12 protein-coding genes are annotated in these 17,542 nt (G+C 46.6%); 6 read left to right on the plus strand and 6 right to left on the minus strand.

The window, feature by feature from the left end:
* Positions 1-51: 51 nt before the first annotated feature.
* Positions 52-699 carry a MurR/RpiR family transcriptional regulator gene (locus tag C9I98_RS02405; protein WP_036818953.1) on the plus strand — a complete coding sequence of 216 codons (648 nt, stop codon included), beginning with the start codon at positions 52-54 and terminating at the stop codon, positions 697-699.
* Between the two features lie 113 nt (positions 700-812).
* On the opposite strand, the gene manA is transcribed toward C9I98_RS02405, so the two are convergent.
* The 3 genes from manA to mngA form a co-directional block, all read right to left on the minus strand.
* Positions 813-2,000 carry a mannose-6-phosphate isomerase, class I gene (gene manA, locus C9I98_RS02410; protein WP_036818955.1) on the minus strand — a complete coding sequence of 396 codons (1,188 nt, stop codon included), beginning with the start codon at positions 1,998-2,000 and terminating at the stop codon, positions 813-815.
* Between the two features lie 397 nt (positions 2,001-2,397).
* Complete coding sequence (mngB, locus tag C9I98_RS02415; protein ID WP_107271525.1) at positions 2,398-5,040, minus strand: mannosylglycerate hydrolase; 2,643 nt, start codon at positions 5,038-5,040, stop codon at positions 2,398-2,400.
* A gap of 109 nt (positions 5,041-5,149) precedes the next feature.
* On the minus strand, positions 5,150-7,090 hold the full coding sequence (gene mngA / locus C9I98_RS02420; RefSeq protein ID WP_107271526.1) for a PTS 2-O-a-mannosyl-D-glycerate transporter subunit IIABC: 1,941 nt from the start codon (positions 7,088-7,090) through the stop codon (positions 5,150-5,152).
* Between the two features lie 277 nt (positions 7,091-7,367).
* Between mngA and C9I98_RS02425 the strand changes: the two genes are divergently transcribed.
* The 3 genes from C9I98_RS02425 to C9I98_RS02435 all read left to right on the plus strand — a co-directional run bounded on the left by C9I98_RS02425 (position 7,368) and on the right by C9I98_RS02435 (position 10,234).
* On the plus strand, positions 7,368-8,090 hold the full coding sequence (locus C9I98_RS02425) for a GntR family transcriptional regulator (protein WP_173424696.1): 723 nt from the start codon (positions 7,368-7,370) through the stop codon (positions 8,088-8,090).
* Positions 8,091-8,209: 119 nt separating this feature from the next.
* The gene (locus C9I98_RS02430) at positions 8,210-8,767 is read left to right on the plus strand and encodes a sugar O-acetyltransferase (RefSeq protein WP_036826497.1); all 558 of its coding nucleotides are present in this window, start codon (positions 8,210-8,212) and stop codon (positions 8,765-8,767) included.
* 153 nt (positions 8,768-8,920) lie between these two features.
* A complete protein-coding gene (locus C9I98_RS02435) occupies positions 8,921-10,234 on the plus strand; it encodes a DASH family cryptochrome (RefSeq protein WP_107271527.1) in 1,314 nt (437 codons plus the stop codon).
* A 728-nt stretch (positions 10,235-10,962) separates the two neighbouring features.
* Here the strand turns inward: C9I98_RS02435 and C9I98_RS02440 are convergent.
* A complete protein-coding gene (locus C9I98_RS02440; RefSeq protein WP_107271528.1) occupies positions 10,963-11,292 on the minus strand; it encodes a hypothetical protein in 330 nt (109 codons plus the stop codon).
* A gap of 395 nt (positions 11,293-11,687) precedes the next feature.
* Here C9I98_RS02440 and C9I98_RS02445 point away from each other — a divergent pair, with 395 nt between their 5' ends.
* Complete coding sequence (locus C9I98_RS02445) at positions 11,688-13,907, plus strand: glucosidase family protein (RefSeq protein WP_036821378.1); 2,220 nt, start codon at positions 11,688-11,690, stop codon at positions 13,905-13,907.
* A gap of 166 nt (positions 13,908-14,073) precedes the next feature.
* Complete coding sequence (locus C9I98_RS02450) at positions 14,074-14,928, plus strand: hypothetical protein (RefSeq protein WP_036821381.1); 855 nt, start codon at positions 14,074-14,076, stop codon at positions 14,926-14,928.
* A gap of 176 nt (positions 14,929-15,104) precedes the next feature.
* Here C9I98_RS02450 and C9I98_RS02455 read toward each other — a convergent pair whose 3' ends face one another.
* Both C9I98_RS02455 and C9I98_RS02460 read right to left on the minus strand, forming a co-directional pair.
* Complete coding sequence (locus tag C9I98_RS02455) at positions 15,105-15,959, minus strand: tagatose bisphosphate family class II aldolase (protein WP_107271529.1); 855 nt, start codon at positions 15,957-15,959, stop codon at positions 15,105-15,107.
* Between the two features lie 108 nt (positions 15,960-16,067).
* Positions 16,068-17,474 carry a DUF2264 domain-containing protein gene (locus tag C9I98_RS02460; protein ID WP_420848113.1) on the minus strand — a complete coding sequence of 469 codons (1,407 nt, stop codon included), beginning with the start codon at positions 17,472-17,474 and terminating at the stop codon, positions 16,068-16,070.
* Positions 17,475-17,542 lie beyond the last annotated feature (68 nt).

The raw sequence follows: 17,542 nt of genomic DNA on the forward strand, positions 1-17,542 counted from the left end.
GCTAATTTCGCGCCTAATATGACACATTCATTACCTATTTAAGTGTATGCGATGAACACCTTTAAAGGCATCGAACGTGTCATCTACGAGTACCTGATCAGCCATGCTCGTGATCTCGGCACCATTTCAGCAAAAACCATAGCAAACAAGGCGTTAACTACAACGACGTCAGTAAACCGCGTTTGCAAGAAAATGGGCTATGCCAGCTATACCGAACTTAGGTACCGCTTGTTCGATGACCTGCAAAAACAAACCACCAGTTTGGTCACTAACGATGATCAAACCCAACAAATCAGTGGGATAGCCAAAACATTGAACAGCTCACCGGTGGTATACCTCTACTCGCGAGGCGCGTCGATTGTCAGTGTTACCTACCTGTCGCGTTTTTTGTCGTTAGCCAATATCCCCCACTTGGTGATCACCGACGTCCACCAGCTGACCCGCGCGGAGCAAGGCACGGTCTTGCTGGTCAGCAAATCGGGGGAAACCCAAGCGGTGATCGATATGGCGCACAATGCCAAGCGCAAAGGGCTGAAAGTACTGGCTATTAGCCATAAGGGGTCGACACTGGATCAAATATCCCACCTGAATATCGAGCTTGAAGAGCAAGTGGACGGCATCTCACCCTACCGCCGGGAATCACAGCTGAGTATCCTGGAAATTGTCGACGGCATTGGTAAGGAGCTGCTCGATTTCTAGCTTCTCGTTCTAGGTAGAAAAAGAGCCTCAAATGAGGCTCTTTTTGATCTGCCCGCTACCCTAGGGGGAATCGGGTAACCGCCTTTGTTTAACGAGCCGCGAATACTCGAGTACTAGTTAAAAGCACGCACGGCTTTACCAATACCTGAATAGCTATAGGTCGCACTGCTTTCAGGGATCAGGGCTGATTCACCCGTTTTTAGCACCAAGGTTGAGTCAGCCGTTTCAATCGTAATTTCGCCTTGCAAACACATGACAATTTCAGCGCTGCGCACATACTCGGTATGCTTGGTTGCCGACAGGGTTAATACCTCAAAGCGGAAATCGTCAACTGGTACCAAGTAACGCTCTTTATGGCCTTGTACCTGAGGCTTTAGCCGTAAGAAATCATAAGGAATAGGTTCGAAGCGGGTATTTTTCAGCAGCTCTTCCACATCCATGTACTTCGGAGTAAGGCCAGCACGGAGCACGTTGTCTGAGCTCGCCATGATTTCAACGCCAGTCCCTTTCACATAGGCATGCGGTGTTTCCGCATCCAAGTACATGGCCTCGCCCGCTGCCAGTTCAATCACATTCAGCATCAAGGGGGCAAACAAACCGACATCATCAGGGTAGTCTTTGGCACACTCGGCAATCAGTTCAAACGCTTCACGCGCCTTACCACTGGTCCCTTTGTTATCGATACCCGACATTAGTTGGGAAATGGCCAAGGTTTTCTCTTCACCAGTCAGCGAAATAACACGGCGGAAAAACATGCCTAGCTGGATTGGGGTTGGATACGCCTTAAGTTCTTCCACATCTTGCTTTAGCACTCTGCAGCCAGACTGCTCGAACAGCTCGACCATCTCAGAAATCACGCGAAAACCGTTCATTGCCTTGTAGTTAGTGAGGGCGTACACCATCTCTGGCTTATGGTTTGGATCTTTATAATTACGCTCAGGTGAATCTAGCGGAATACCTGCCTCATTCTCACGAATAAATCCTTGTATTGCCTTTGATTTTTCAGGGTGAACCTGAATAGACAGAGGCTTATCCGCCGACAAGATTTTCATCAAGAAAGGCAGCTCGCCAAATCGGTCTTGAGTATAGCGGCCTAACACCTGCTCTGGCGCTTGTTCGATATAGGCTGAAAGTAACTGGCTTTCGCCATCATTGATAATACGAGAACACCCATTTGGGTGTGCCCCCATCCACAATTCAGCCTGCGGTAAACCGTCCGAGTTGTTGATACCGAACAGTGCATTCATTGCTGTTTTACTGCCCCAAGCATAGTTCTGAATGACATTACCTAATTTGTACATCGCTATCTCACCTGTAATTAACGATTAAATTCAAAAGCGCTGCAAATGCAGCTCATAGTTGTATTAATACAAGGATGATACGTATCAAACCAAACCCAACCGTGACAGCCATCACACAAACAAAAACATATGTATTGCTTTTGTATTAACAAATAAATGAAAAACCAAAAGACAAATGCACAACAATATGATTTAAAGAGAAAAAAACCTTAGATCCGGTCTATTAGAAGGAAGCAAAAATTTTTGGCGAGAAACGAGTAGCAGAGGCCAAATAAATGGGGAGCGAGGGGTGAAGAGCACATAAAATGACCAATAAGTTCAAAAATGCCGAGCATCTGCTCGGCATTTCTCGCTATAGCAACAAAATTAACTGATTAAGTTCTTTTGAGGTTTGGTATTAAAAACGCACACGGAATGTTTTTGCCTGACAAGGTCGCAACTCACCAAACTGATTGTCCTGCGCTGATTGCTGCTTTAGCACAACTTCATCCATTCGCGTTTCTACCCACTCAGTGACCGGACGGCTAAACTGGACTCCATCAGTGATCGTCTCGGCTTCAGACGGGTTGTAAACACGCAAGATAAGCGCATCGGCATCCTCGGCTTTTTTCAGCACGCTGATCACCGCACCAGCCATGTCTTTTTCAAGCAATGAGAAAGTCATTGGCAAGTCTTGCTCACCCACATTCAGTTTCATCGCGTTGTAAGGGATCTTGTTGTAACACTGGATTGGCGTGACGTTATCACGTGCCGCCGCCATAACATTGGCTTCAATGTGGTTACCAGCGAAACCATACAAGGTAAAGTCACAAACCAACTTACCGCGTACTTGCGAATCAGGGGTTGGGATCTTGATGCCAGAAGGTCGGCCAGGACGAAGCAGCAACTCTTCCTTACCAAGCACACCCACACCGCGCAGTAGCGTCAGGGCAAGGGTATCTTTTTCTTCGTTGCCTTGGGATGAAATCACCTCAAACTCGCGCAAGCCATTACTCATTACCGCCATGCCAGCCTTGCCGTTCTCCAAGGCCGCAAAGTTCATCAACTGGTAAACCGGTACAGGCGCCTCTTTCCAGCCGTCTTGTTCCCAGTTTTCCATTTCAGGATCGTTAACCGGGCGGGTGATCACACCAAATTGGTTGTCCGCGACAACGGTTTCCGATACAAATGGCGTTGGCAACAGCACACGAACACGGTGGTCGTCAGCTTGGTTGTCCAACTCCATACGTACCTCGATACGGCGAGATCCCGCTTTCAATACCACTTGGCAATCGACATCGACATAGCCGTACTGGTTCGAGCGTGATTCACGGGCCTGAAGGTTAGCCGGTACGTCCATACATAGCTTGATGTTCGCCACCGATTGGAAGCCCTCGTGTTTGATGCTCGTTTCCGCCTTAAACTCATCCGAGTAAAACAACCACTCTTTACGCGATGGCGAGTAGTCGTACTCATCACCGTCGTCGGAGCCGTCTTCCAAGCGCAGGACTTGGTCAAAGGTTTGCTCGGTTTCCTTGTCAAAGATAGTCAAGGTACCGTTGTCATTCACATTGATCCGGTAGAACTCGTTCTCCATCACGTAGTCTTTCTGCTCGGCAACCTTCACCTTGCCTTTGCAGTTGCCTTCAATGTGCAAAGTGGTAAAGCCCATTGCCGGCACAGTGGTCTTCAGTTGGATATCGTATTCAACAAATGGGTCGTAGTTACCGTAGTGCACGATCTGGCGGTCAATCTTACCTGGGTCGATTTCGCGCTGATCTTGGATGAAGTACTCAACATCGTTGCCGTTTTCATCGAAGATTTTGAATGCTTTCGCACGGATAGTAATGGTGGTATTGACCACTTCCTCGCGAGCGTATGGCGATAGGTTAAAGAACGCCAACTTGTCGCAGCCTTCGCGAGTCGGCATATGGTCAACAATTTTACGCTTGTAGAAATTAATAAGGTTGGTCGCCATATCATCGGCCAGGATATAGCGGTTAAGGATCTCCGCATGAACCTTATCAGAACAGCAGCAACCAATTGAGTCGTGGGCATGGTTCTTCATGCTTTCTTTCCACATTTTCTCAATCAGGCCGTGGTGGTACTCAAAGCCCAGAGACCAAGCGATTGCCGCCAGTGGCTCTAGGATGTTCACTATTTTGTTCTCAACTTCAGCATGGATCAGCTTGATGTCCATACGGGTTGAAGAAATGGTACGGTGAACACGCATGTATTTACCGTCGTTAAATTCACCCTTCACGGTATCGAGCTGGTCGCGCAGCGCTTCAATTCGCTCGAAGACGTCTTCATAACGGCTCATCATAAATTCGCGATCAGGGTAGATCTCGCGCAGCTTGTCCATGACCTCAAAGATGTCTTTTTGAATAGGCATCTGATCGTGGCCGTTTGGCAGCAAGATATCTTTGGTGACCGATGGCTTTTCAAGCACAGGGAAGTATTTATCGAGACGAGCACGCAAGCCGGCTTCGTCTTGTGGTAGGTATTTGCCTATCGCGTAGCCAAGCGGCAGCACTTGAGCCGTGACTTCGCTGCCGTCGTTGCTCTGCCACAAAAATTCGGTTTTGCTGGTGCCGTGACGTTCTGAACAACCACGCCAGAACATCGCTCGATTAATGCCAAAGCCGTTGTAAATCATCGGCAACTGCGAGCTCATCGAAAATGAGTCTGGCAGGTAGCCAATTTTCATCGGCTCGCCAAACTTCAAGCAGTCGCGAATACCATACATCATGTTACGGGCAATAGACTCGCCGGCAACTTGCATGGTATCGGTTTGTGAATACCACGGGCCGATGATCAGCTTGCCCGCCTGTACCAGCTCACGTACGCGCTGCTCGTTTTCAGGCTTGATTGCAAAATAGTCTTCAAGCACAGCGGTTTGGCCATCAAGTACATAGTATTTGTAGTTTGGATCCGACTCTAGGCGAGCCATGATTTCTTCCATGTTGTTAACTAACAGAATTCGCGATTCTTCTGTTGTGAAATACCATTCACGATCCCAGTGCATGTGCGGAGTAATATGAACGCGAGATGTAGTCATAATTGTGTACCTGATATATTTTCTAGCTCTGTCGGGTGCAGAAGCCCGCACCCGACATATTTCATGGGTGTCAGCAATGAAGTGACATAAATTGAATTTGTGGTTTAAATTACGCTTCAGCGGTCACTTTAAATGTGCCCTTTTTTGCTGAATGCGCTCGCCAGCTGATTAGCATCAGTGTAGAGATAGCAGCACCAAGCAGTGCAGCGCCCAACCAGATAGCAGCGGCCATGAAGCTACCGATACCGGCATCGTGAAGTAGGAACATTGAGAAGATACCCGCCCCCGGCGTTGATAGGCCAATGCCTGCCGCGCCCACGATTGCGCCTGTGACCATTGAGCCTGCCAAGAATGAGCCAATCACACGAATTGGGTCTTCGATAGCCATTGGAATCGCACCTTCGGTAATGCCCGCCAGGCCTAGCAGCCAAGTCGATTTACCCGTTTCGATTTCAAAGTCTTTAAATAGGCGTGGTGCCATCATGGTTGAAGCGGTTACCGTGAATGCGGATACCATTTTCACCGAGCCAAAGATGGCATATGGACCATACACACCGTTTGCCATCGCACCCAGACAGAAAGCATAAGCCGCTTTGTTGACCGGACCACCTAAGTCGAACGAGACAAAAATACCGATGATGGCACCCAACAGTAGGGCGTTAGAGCCAGACAGGCCGTTTAGCCAATCGGTCAAACCTTGGTTTAGGAATGCAACCGGCTTACCAATAACGAACAGCATCAAGCTACCGGCTACCAAAGTACCGATAACCGGGTAGAGGTAGAAAGTCAGGAAGCCATTGAAGGCAGGGCTTAGGCGAATGTTTTCCTTCACCCAACGCATAACGTAGCCGGCAATCAAACCACCGACGACACCACCGAGGAAACCCGAACCAATCATGTTTGCCGCAAGACCCGCCGCAAAACCTGGGCCCAATGCCGGTTTATCTGCCAAGGAATACGCCGTGTAAGCCGCCAGTACCGGTACCATCAGCGTGCCAAGCAGGCCACCGCCCAGCTTGCGGTACATGTATAGCCAGGAGTTTTCTGTTGCATACAGCTCTTGAAGATCAAAGATTTGGGCAATCAGTACGGCGACAGCCAATACCGTACCACCCGCAACAATCAAAGGTACCGCAAAAGAAATACCGCTGAGCAAAGCCTGCTTAAGTTCGGTTTTGAACGGCAGTTTCTTAGGTTTGTCATCAGTTGCGGCAACACGTGCTTCCGTTGTTCCTTTCTTGGCTGCTTCCATTGCGTCATTAAGAATGCGTTCGGCATGGCGGATAGGCTCTGCCACAGGGGTTTCGACGCGAGGAATGCCATTGAAACGCTCGATTTCTTTGATTGCCACTTCCGCAGCAAATACGCAGGCATCGGCTTTATTCAGTTGCTCAGCTGTCAGGCGGCCTTCGATGCCGTTCGCCCCCTGCTTTTCAACATGAACATTAATGCCTAATTTCTTGCCCGCTTTCTCTAAATATTCTGCCGCCATGTAGGTATGAGCGATACCTGCAGGGCATGCGGTAACACAAACGATGGTTGGGCGTGCTTGATTTGTATCATCAGACTCCAATACATCTTCTTGTTCATCAGAACCATCAAGCAAAGCCATGACTTCTTCAGCGGTTGAAGCATTCAATACCGCTTCACGGACATCATCATCCACCAAGGTGGTGGTCAACTCGGTTAGCAGGTGCATATGTGTTGAGCCTGCTTCCGCATTAGGAATGGCAATCAGGAAGACCAAATTAACATCTTCATCTTCGTCTTCATCGATCCCCTTCCATTTCAGGTCTTGCTTAAGCGTTGCCACAGCAAAACCGGCTTCTTTAACCGCATCTGTCTTGCCGTGCGGGACTGCTAGGCCCTCGCCAAGCGCCGTCGGCCCTTGCTCTTCTCGAGCAAAAACAGCCTCGAGGTAAGCTTGTTTATCGTGAAGTTTGCCTTGTTGATCGAGCTTGTCTGCCAATGCATAAATTGCCGCCTCCCTGCTCTCAAACGAAGTCTGGAGCGAAATCAGCGACTTATGGGTAAGGGTGGTCAGTTTCATTGTAATCCTCTGTACCGTCGTCTCACCGGCGTGTATCGCCCTTAGTTGTATTAATACAAATATAATACGTATTTCACTCAGGACATCCGTAATCGTTCTCACACAAACACTAAAATATGTATCATTACTTTCATTGCTTGTTTTTTGCCTTGTATATGACAACTTTTCAGATTGATCTATTACAGGTAAAATGCAGACATACTTGTACCGTTCTTCAACTCATTGGTACTAAATATAATTAAGGGTGAGGCTTTTTGCCTTGCCGGAGGAGATTTACGTGGCACGCCTTCCTATGTACCGTCAGATTGCTGATGCAATAAGGGAAAAAATAAAATCTGGTGAATACAAGCCGGGTGAAGCCTTGCCGACCGAAGCGCAACTAAGGGAAGAGTTCTCGGTAAGTCGAGTGACCGTGCGCCAAGCACTCAAGCTGCTGATCGAGCAAGATGTACTCAACAGTGTTCAAGGCAGTGGGACGTACGTTAAAGAAAACAAGGTCAACTACGACATGTACCAGTACACCAGCTTTTATGAAAAGCTGAGCCACCTGAATGTCGAAACCCACAGTGAGATTTTGGCCTTTGAAATCAAGTCACCTTCCCTAACCATTGCCGAGGCACTGCAAATTGCCGACGATGAGCGTGTCTTCTACGTTAAGCGTGTCCGCTACATCGACGACAACCCAGCGACACTAGAAGAAACTTGGATGCCGCTATCCTTGTTCCCCGATCTTACCTATGAGGTGATGCGTGGTTCGAAATACGAATACGTCGAGGGGCAGAAAAAAATGGTTATCGACCGTAGCGAGCAGGAAATCATCCCAGTCTTGCCACCGGAAGAAGTCGTTGAACAACTGGGGATCGCCGCGGATCAACCGATCATCAAGAAGATCACCCGAGGCTACCTTAACGATGGTACCGTCTTCGAGTTCAGCCGAAACTACTTTAAGTCATCGGACTACAAATTCACCCTCGTTGCGAAGCGCTCGCAGCACTTCTAGTGAAGCATAAATCTTATTGACGGCAGCCCAATGGCTGCCGTCTTTAATTGCGCCCAATCAAGTATGATTCAGCAACCACGCAATAAAATACGCTTTCAACCTACTACCATGAGCAAAATATGACTGAATTCGAAAAAATGGTCAGTGGTGAACCGTTTGACGGTATCGACCCAAGTATTAGCGCCGTTCGCAAGCAAGCCGACATATTGAAGCACAAGATCAATAACAGTATGGGTGAGCCCGTAGATGGCTACTGCCGCGAGTTGTTTGGTTCATTTGGCGAAGAAAGCTGGGTTACCCCACCTTTCTTGTGCGAGTTCGGTAAAACTATCCATATTGGTAGCAAGACTTTCCTGAACATGGGCGTCACTATGCTCGACAATGCCGAAATCCATATCGGTGATAACGTGCTGATTGGCCCAAATACCCAATTTTACACCGCATCCCACTCCCTCGATCACCGCAGCCGCCGCCGCTGGGAAACCTACAGCAAACCTATCGTTATCGAAGATGATGTTTGGGTGGGCGGTCAAGTGGTGATCTGCCAAGGGGTGACAATTGGTGCCCGCTCTGTAGTTGCCGCCAACTCAACCGTGACGAAAGACGTCCCGCCCGATTGTTTGGTTGCCGGATCGCCAGCCAAGGTGGTCAAGCAAATTCCGAATGAATCGGAATAAAACACGCCGTTACGACTAGATACAGCAAAGGCGCGAAACCGCGCCTTTGTTATAAGAGGTCACCTTAGGTTAACCGCTTTAAATCATCAAAAAACCAACGCTTGTAGATAGAGCTTCTATAGTTATTACACATCCCATAGGAAAGGATTCGCAATGGCGACAGGATTGTTTCTATTTCAAAATGACTTGAGGCTTCATGATAATCCTGCCCTTCGACTTGCTGTTGAAGAAGTCGACAAACTTATCTGTGTTTACTGTATACCCAGTGCCCGAGCCAACCGTTACCCCTATACAATCAGTATCCCAGCCAAGGCTCGTTGGCAGTTTTTACTACACTCACTGAAAGCACTATCGGACCAGCTGCTGCTGCGAAACCAACAGTTACTCATCGCCCTAGAGCATCCTTTGAACATATTGCCAGAGCTCATCACACGGCATAATGTGTCGGCTATCTACTCCAGTGAACATGTCGGCACTTACGAACAAAGAAACTGGCAGACCTTAATGGGCCGCTATCCGTATATTCAATTTAGGGCAATCACGACCCATACCTTGTTTGACCGTGCTGAACTCCCATTTGAATTAAACGAACTGCCATCGACCTTTTCTAAGTTTCATAAATTGGTAAAAGATACCCCAATTGAAAAACCGATTGGTGATATTACAAAGATGCCACCGCGGCCAAAAGATGTTGCGATATTTGATGTGTTATCCCCTTTGCTTAGTAAGAAATTCACCTCAGAGTTTAATGGCGGAGAAACAGCGGGTTTAGAACAAATGGCGAATTACTTTGCCAGTTCAGCACCGAGTAATTATAAGGAAACCCGTAATGGGCTTGATGGTTGGGATTATTCTACCAAGTTTTCCCCCTGGCTAGCCTTGGGTTGCTTGTCTGCCAAGTCAGTTCTGGCGGCTTTGGCGCAATATCAACAAGCTCAGTGTGAGCAAAGCGGTTCATCCGACTGGATAAAATACGAATTAATGTGGCGAGAGTATTTCCAATGGTACGGCCACAAATACGGTCATCGTTTATTCCAGTTTAGAGGTATTAAAGATAGCTCACCAAACACCGCATTTTATCCTGAACGCTTTCGCCGCTGGTGTGAAGGAAACACCCCGTACCCCTTGGTCAATGCATTAATGAACCAACTACGGCAAACTGGGTACATGTCGAACCGCGGACGACAGATCGCAGCCAGTTGTTTAACCAATGAACTGAGTTTGGATTGGCGCTACGGCGCCAGTTACTTTGAAGAACATTTAATTGACTACGATATCGCATCCAACTGGGGTAATTGGCAATACCTTGCGGGTGTAGGTGCTGACCCCCAAGGCCATCGACATTTCAATATCGAAAAACAAACCGATGATTATGATCCAGACCGAACGTTTATTAATAAATGGGGCGGGGATAAATTTGATGGCGGATTAGATTCTGTTGATGCCGCCGACTGGCCTATATATTAATAGTTATACATTAATGCTTATATATACAAAATACTGCCATTAACAGCAAATAATCATTCATTTATCAGTGAGTTTAGGTGTAAATTATATTTCAATATAGTTTGCATCTGTAACAAAAAATGTATCCTCAACCCGAAGGCGCATAGAAAAACATACAATGAATGAGCTAAAACAAAAACACTGGCTAAAATTACATACATCTAATATTACTGTCACGTTTGATTAATGCTATCACTTGAACATACAGACAAAACCTGAACAGAGATCACATTTTCACACCCTGTAAACCCGCATAATATTTGCCGATTAAATACTTATATGGAAGTGAAACATGCATTGTAAATGCCAAGGAAATAACTACCAACGAATTAAACGCCGAGGAATAGATAAGCTATTTTACTCTTCGGTATATCGTTGTAGTAGTTGTAGAGCTAAAGTAAAAATACGCTCATAGAAATTAATTTCTATTTAATCTATTCTATCTAACCAAGACTAAATAACAATGCCAAAATCACACGACGGACCGCTAGCAAGTAATATAACTAAATTTGCCCAATCAAACTTTAAAGATACTTCAGATCTGTATCTTTCAACTCGATTAAAGCGAATGGCAGGTAAGCTAAACGCAGAGTTTAACCACAAAAAAGTAGAATTACCGCATTAGCTAACCACTAAATAGTAGTGTGCTAGCCGTTACTGCACACTACTATTCTTAATTACATAGATAACTATGAAATATTATCGTTTGTTTGTTGCCAATACTGATCGACTTCCTTCTGATCTTGAAGGCGCATATGCTGGGCTGACTCACAGTCTTGCTTGAAGTCATGGCTACTTACCGTTCCCGTCACCAAAGGAACAATGGCTGCCACCGGGTGTACTGCAGCGAAAGCCGCTGTAAAACCGACTGTTGCCATGCCGTTACCGGTCAATACGTCCGAACAGGCTTGTTCTGAAAATTGAGCATAGCGACCTTCTCGAATTTCATCCTCTGATGCTGCAGTTGCATTAAAAGACATAGAAGCAGCGAATAGAGCTAAAGCTAGATACTTTTTCATAAGACTCTCTCGATTGGATAAAGTTAATGGCGTACTGCCGTTATTTGCAATCAAGCTTCCCTTTGGGTGCAGCGCTATTATGCTTCTCTCAATTCCCTTTGACTTACCATTTTATGCCAACCAATACATTTAACGTACGACGAGTATTCGATTGCCCTTAAAAATAACTTTGTGTCAGCCGCTTATGGCTGCCGACATTGCTTCCAATTTTTTTCTTATCTCATAACAAGCATCAAAAATCTTACAAAATAGGACACTCTTTTCATTTATCGTGAAGAAATAGCCGATCTCAGCATGTAAAGATATGACCTGCTCCAACGAATGAAGGGAACCATGAAAATAAGAATGCCCTCATTTCCTACACCCTATTTCACATCCAATACACGAGGCTAATAATGAAAAAGCACCTTTTGGCGGCGGTAGTCACTAGTCTGTTGATCTCAGGAACCGGATACGCAAACCCTACGCAACACAACATTATCAATAACCCAGGCTTTGAAGATAAAGGCTTAGGATGGAACTACCACTTTGCCAATATCCGCAGCGACGGCGCCTATGATGGCACTTACCGTGGACGCATTGCAGTGGGTACAGACCACCACATTAGCCAAGACGTCATCATCCCAGAAACCGCTTACTATGATTTAACAGCGTACGTTAAAAGCGAAAAATCAGGCGCGAAATTTGGCCTCAAGAACTTACATGATGATGTACTGATTCAGAAAAAAATCCCAAGCAACAAGAAATACAAACAAGTAAAACTAAAAAATATTGCCCTTGAACAAGGTGAATCCTTGCAGGTTTTCTTCTCTGGCGCCAAAAAGAGTGCCGTTAGTATTGATAACGTCGAACTCGTTAAATCAAAGAAAAACAAAGAGCCTAAATTTAATCAAATAGTCAGCTTTGGTGTTGAAGGGCAATCAGGTGTATCCGGCGTTCACCGTGACAAGCGCACTATCGAGTTCTCAGTACCTTTTGGCAGTGAGACAAGCAAACTTGCCGTCAGTGAGATGCGAATTTCACCAGACAGCTACGCCTCAATCAGAGCGGGTGACATTATCGATTTTAGTGAGCCTGTCACAGCCTTTGTCACTGACCACAGGGGAAATACAGAACGCTGGAAACTCACTGCGATAGTGGAAAATAAAGAAGTCACCATTACATCTTCAAACCAAGCCTTAGAGCAGTCTTTTATCTGGGCGATTGATAAAACCAAGCAATTTGTCATGACAGGCAAGAATGGCTTGGTAAACCGAGATGAAAATAATAATGACGGAACTGGCCGGGCTGACTATATCCCCTCATACTGGGCAGGCTATTTTGACCGAACAGCCTTTTATTCCCGCGATTTCCTGCACCAGTCAGCAGGAGCCTGGCTAGCCGGGCTCGCGCCAGAAAACTACTCAATGTTCAAAACATTTGCCCGCCACTCAACCGAGCCACGGAAATGGTACACCTTGTGGGCCATTAACTTCGATGGCACGCCGCATGTTATCGATTACCACCATGATGAGTACTTTGTCCGTGAAGTGCCTGCACAATTTGAATTTATTGAAAAAGCTTACGAGCAGTTCTTATGGACTGGCGACCGTCGCTATATCGAAGACGAGGAGCTTTGGCACTTTTACACCAAGGTGCTCACCGATTACATCGCACTGCATGATGATCAAGATCCCAATGGCATAGCGGAAGGGTATGGCGGTATCTTTGAAGGATCAGCGACCTATAACGAACGCGGCGAGTTCCCCATTGAGGCGGGTGATGGCATCGGTTCGCAATACCAAGCAACTCTATCCTACGCAAAAATGCTCCAAGCTCGAGGAGAGCATGCCAATGCACAGGAGTGGCAACAAAAGGCAGACGATCTAAAAACCTTCTTCAATGAAGATTGGAGTATCAAAGATCCGAACAAACCACTTGATAACTACGTCAATATCGTTCAGAAAGATGGCTTACGCCTCAATGATTTCGGCAAGGAAAACAGTTGGTTCATGCCGATGAAGCTCATCACTGAGCCTGGCGTTCGCAACAACCGTTACCTTGACTTCATTTCCGCTAACTTGGGCGAGGGAATTGGTTCAACCCCTGAGGCACCTAACAATATAGAAGCCTACACCTATATTCCGGAAACCTATTTCCCATACAACCAAAATGAGGAGGCTTGGAAATGGATGAACTACATCATCAACCAAAAAGATCTGCCTCATGAACGCCCAACACAAGGCACCAATGGTGACTACCCGGAAATATCCTTCACCTTTATTTCAAATACCATTGAGGGCCTGATGGGCGTTGAGCCTAATGCAGCAGGACATCAAGTCACCACCGCCTCACACTTGCCACATGATGTCGAATGGCTAGAGGTCGAGTATCTACCTATGGGAGAGCATGAGCTCAAAATACGTCATGAAGGCTTAAGTTATTCAACAGTAACCAACACTTCTGAGCATGCTTTGACTTGGGAGGCGCGTTTCTACGGTGATCATTCACAAATTTTAATTGATGGTGTCGCTAAACAGGCACAGCAAAAAGAAGTGAATGGTGTTGTAGTCAGCTACGTTACCCATGATATCGCCCCGAATGGCGTCGCAATCGCTCAACTGCTTCTGCAATAATAAGTCGTCCAATTAGGCTGCATAAGACAAGAAAGCACAGTTAAGGCTGTGCTTTCTTATTTCATTCTCAAACCAATAACCCCTGCAGGCAGTATCTCGCTATATACTTAACACTGTTTGGCGCTATTTTGGTGCGTTTTGCTATGGTCGAGAGGTGAAGTGATTTATGCGGATTCAGTCAAAAAAAGCACTCCTGTTAGCATCTAGCCTTACGTTCATCATTTCAGGTTGTAGTTCTACACCTGAAACGATACGAAAAACCGGCGAATACAGTTTTTATGACTCAACCCTCAGCTTTATTTCTCTTAACGATACCCGCAGCAACGGTGCCGTGGTCGACAAAGGCGTTTTCTATCCGAAAAGCGCTTATTCTTTTACCTACCGCTATTGCTCTACTAGCGAACAAAACGCCCAAAATGATATTGCTGAGTACCAAGATCTTGCCAAGCGCGTATGCGATGCCAATGCAGGACAGCTGATCCACCAGCCAAGTGGGACTTGGTGCGTGAGTAATGCCAATACGTTTGATGAGCGCCCTATTTTCTCGGCGCGGATCAGCAGCACTGCCTTGTGGGCCGATCTCTGCCTTGACGGGCCTTTCGTTACCTTGAAAGTCACTGAAAATACCACCGCGCCACAAGACGAGTGGTATCAATCAGCGCAAATTCTTGGCTACCAGCCTTACCACCCGCAGCGGCAATTGGTTTCGCCAGCCGTGGTCAGCTCCACCCTCTACCAGGCACCGACAACGTCTGGTAGCAGCAATACTTGGAGCGATGAAAGCCAGTTCATCTATTCCAACGTCGGTGCCACGGTGTGTATTTATGATCACCCCCAAGGCGCGCCAAGCGGCTATACCTACCGGGGACAAGTTCACAGCGTCAACAGTGGCATGGTAAAGGTACTTGCAACAGAAAAGCTTCAGGGCGACATTCGTACAGCACCGGCATTTAAGCGGCTTGAATGGCACCGTGAAGCTTATATCACCGCGTCGGCTAGCTCTTGGTTTGTGTGCTCTTAATAAAATAAAAAAGCCCCAACTCTGGAAAAGTTGGGGCAAAGGTCCGAATAAAACACTCAGCAACATTCATTCAATCATTTATTAATTGGCTAGATTGACGTAAAAGATGGGGGAATTTACGCCAAACTAGCCAAGATAAGGTACAGAGGGCATACCTTATCTATTCGCGTATGCGCTTACAGTTTACCTGCGCTGCCACACACGTTGATTTTTTCCATCACCACTTTTTTCATCGCTTCTTTACCAGGTACGATATAGTGACGAGGGTCATTCGCTTTTGGATTTTCGATAAAGTACTGCTTAACCGCATCAGAGAACGCAATCTTCAACTCGGTTGCGACATTTACCTTAGTAATACCTAATTCGATACAGCGGCGCACATCAGCATCAGGCACACCAGAAGCACCGTGGAGTACCAATGGCACTTCCACTTTACTGCGGATCATACCTAGGCGATCAAAGTCTAGGCGTGGCTCTTCTTTGTACATGCCGTGGGCAGTACCAATCGCGATGGCCAATGAATCGATACCGGTACGGTTAACGAATTCAACAGCCGCATCAGGATCGGTATACATTGCGTCTTTTTCGTCAACAATCAGATCATCTTCCTGACCACCTAAGCGGCCAAGCTCTGCTTCTACCGAGCAATCCCAACCATGACAGAAAGACACCACTTTTTTCACCAAGTCGATGTTTTCTTCAAAGTTGAAATGGGAGCCATCAATCATTGCCGACTTGATGCCCGTTTCCACTTTCTTCTGGATATCAGAAAAAGATTCATGGTGATCCAAGTGAAGTGCAATCGGCGTTTTGTAACGCTTGGCAGCTTCTTGGCAAATACCAACCAAATAGTCTGTACCCGCATAGGAATAGGTGCCAGGCGTACCAGCAAGGATGACCGGCGAGGCCATTTCTGTTGCTGTTTCAAGTACGACTTGGACTGTTTCCAAGTTATGAATATTAAACGCAGGCACAGCATAACCACCTAACTGCGCCTTATGGAGCATTTCACGAGAAGAAACCAGAAACATATAAAACCTCAAAACCTTCGTTAGCTTTCGGTTTGATCATATTCGAAAACAAAAACAAAAGAAAAGATCTAGATCACATAAATACCTTCAAATCGAAAACATGCGAAATCAAAAGAAATGAGACATTTTCGATGTGTAACAGGTGATCCCTTTTCGCAACAGGTTATTCTTCGGCCTTTCAGCCCTTGATGTCAGCAACTCCAGGACTTTATTCTGTACTTTTTGCTTTTCCAAACAACGGGAAGCAGGTGTTTGCTGTTGAATATAATCCGAATGAAACACAACCACGACCTCTTTCGTTTTGAAAGTACCCATCACTGTGGCATCAATTGCCGGGATCTTGAAAGAAAAGTCATCCTTTTCCACTTCGAAAGGTTGTTGTTCTGCTTGCCATAATCCGTTTTTATCACCGCTAAAGAGCGCAATATTCAGCGCCCTCAATGACCAAAAGCTGCTCGCAGGGCCACTGTAATTATCGATAAGACGAGGATCTTCTTCGAACAAGCCTTGAGTCGGAGCCCCGTTTTTTAATGCCCCGTTGGCAATAAAGTATCTGAGGCTACTTTCCAAAGCATATTTTGCTTCGCCGACCGACAATAAGGATGGGATTGTTTGGTCTCGTCCGATCCCCAAGTCAAGTGCAGCCAACTGCGGGACTGAGGCTGCCAAGCGATAACAGGCGCTGCGACCGAAAAATGGCAGGCCTTCGGGAGTGAAAAAGTAGCGGTAGCCATGGATAAACTCGGCTAACGACTCACGAATAAATGCCGAATCAAACTCAGGATCAATACGATCAAGCCAATAAAGGGAGTAATAAAAACCCCACGCGTTGTAATAATCATAATTCCCTTTCGCGCCATCACGGAACCAGCCGTCACCAACGTAAAACTCCTTGACCCTTTCATAACGTTGCTGCTCAACACAGTCCTCACCAGTTAGCGCCTTGATAACTAACTGCACCGTCAGCGGAAACAAGTGCCAGTTATTATCGACGGTTTGACAATGATTTACCTGCTTGAACCAGCCAACAACCTGTTGTTGCTCTGACGGGGAAAATTGCCGCCATACCCAATCACGGCTTAGCCAAAGTGCCAGTGCCAAGTCAGCACTTTCACATATACGCTGATCATAATCATGAAGGGTCCCCCAGTACCCTTTATGGTTAGGATCGGTCCCTGCAAGAAATGCCTTCGATAAAATGGCAGTGACATCAATCGGCTTACCATTAAGGCCAGCGATAGACGACTGTCCGTTTCGTTGATTCAACCAAGCCGCCAAGGTCGGCAGTACTCGGCTACACCCCTCCATCGCATCGGTTCTGGCGTTTTGCTGGCTTGGCCGTCCCGGATAATAAGCGTGGGTGTAATCCCAAACAGCATAATGTTCAAATGCCTCTGCGACGTACTGGACTAAGGTTTCGCAGAGCTGGGATAGCGACTGCTCACTATCGCTAAATTGCTGGCGAATAAGCTCGTCATGCTGATTGTATGCCGCCTTCTTATAACGCTGTCGCACGAGGTTTTCTTTGCATAATTTCATATACATCGAAAGGTCTGGATGCTCGTAAGGTATCGTCGGGCGCG

Origin of the sequence: Photobacterium sanctipauli (assembly GCF_003026495.1) — a bacterium.
Lineage (GTDB): Bacteria > Pseudomonadota > Gammaproteobacteria > Enterobacterales > Vibrionaceae > Photobacterium > Photobacterium sanctipauli.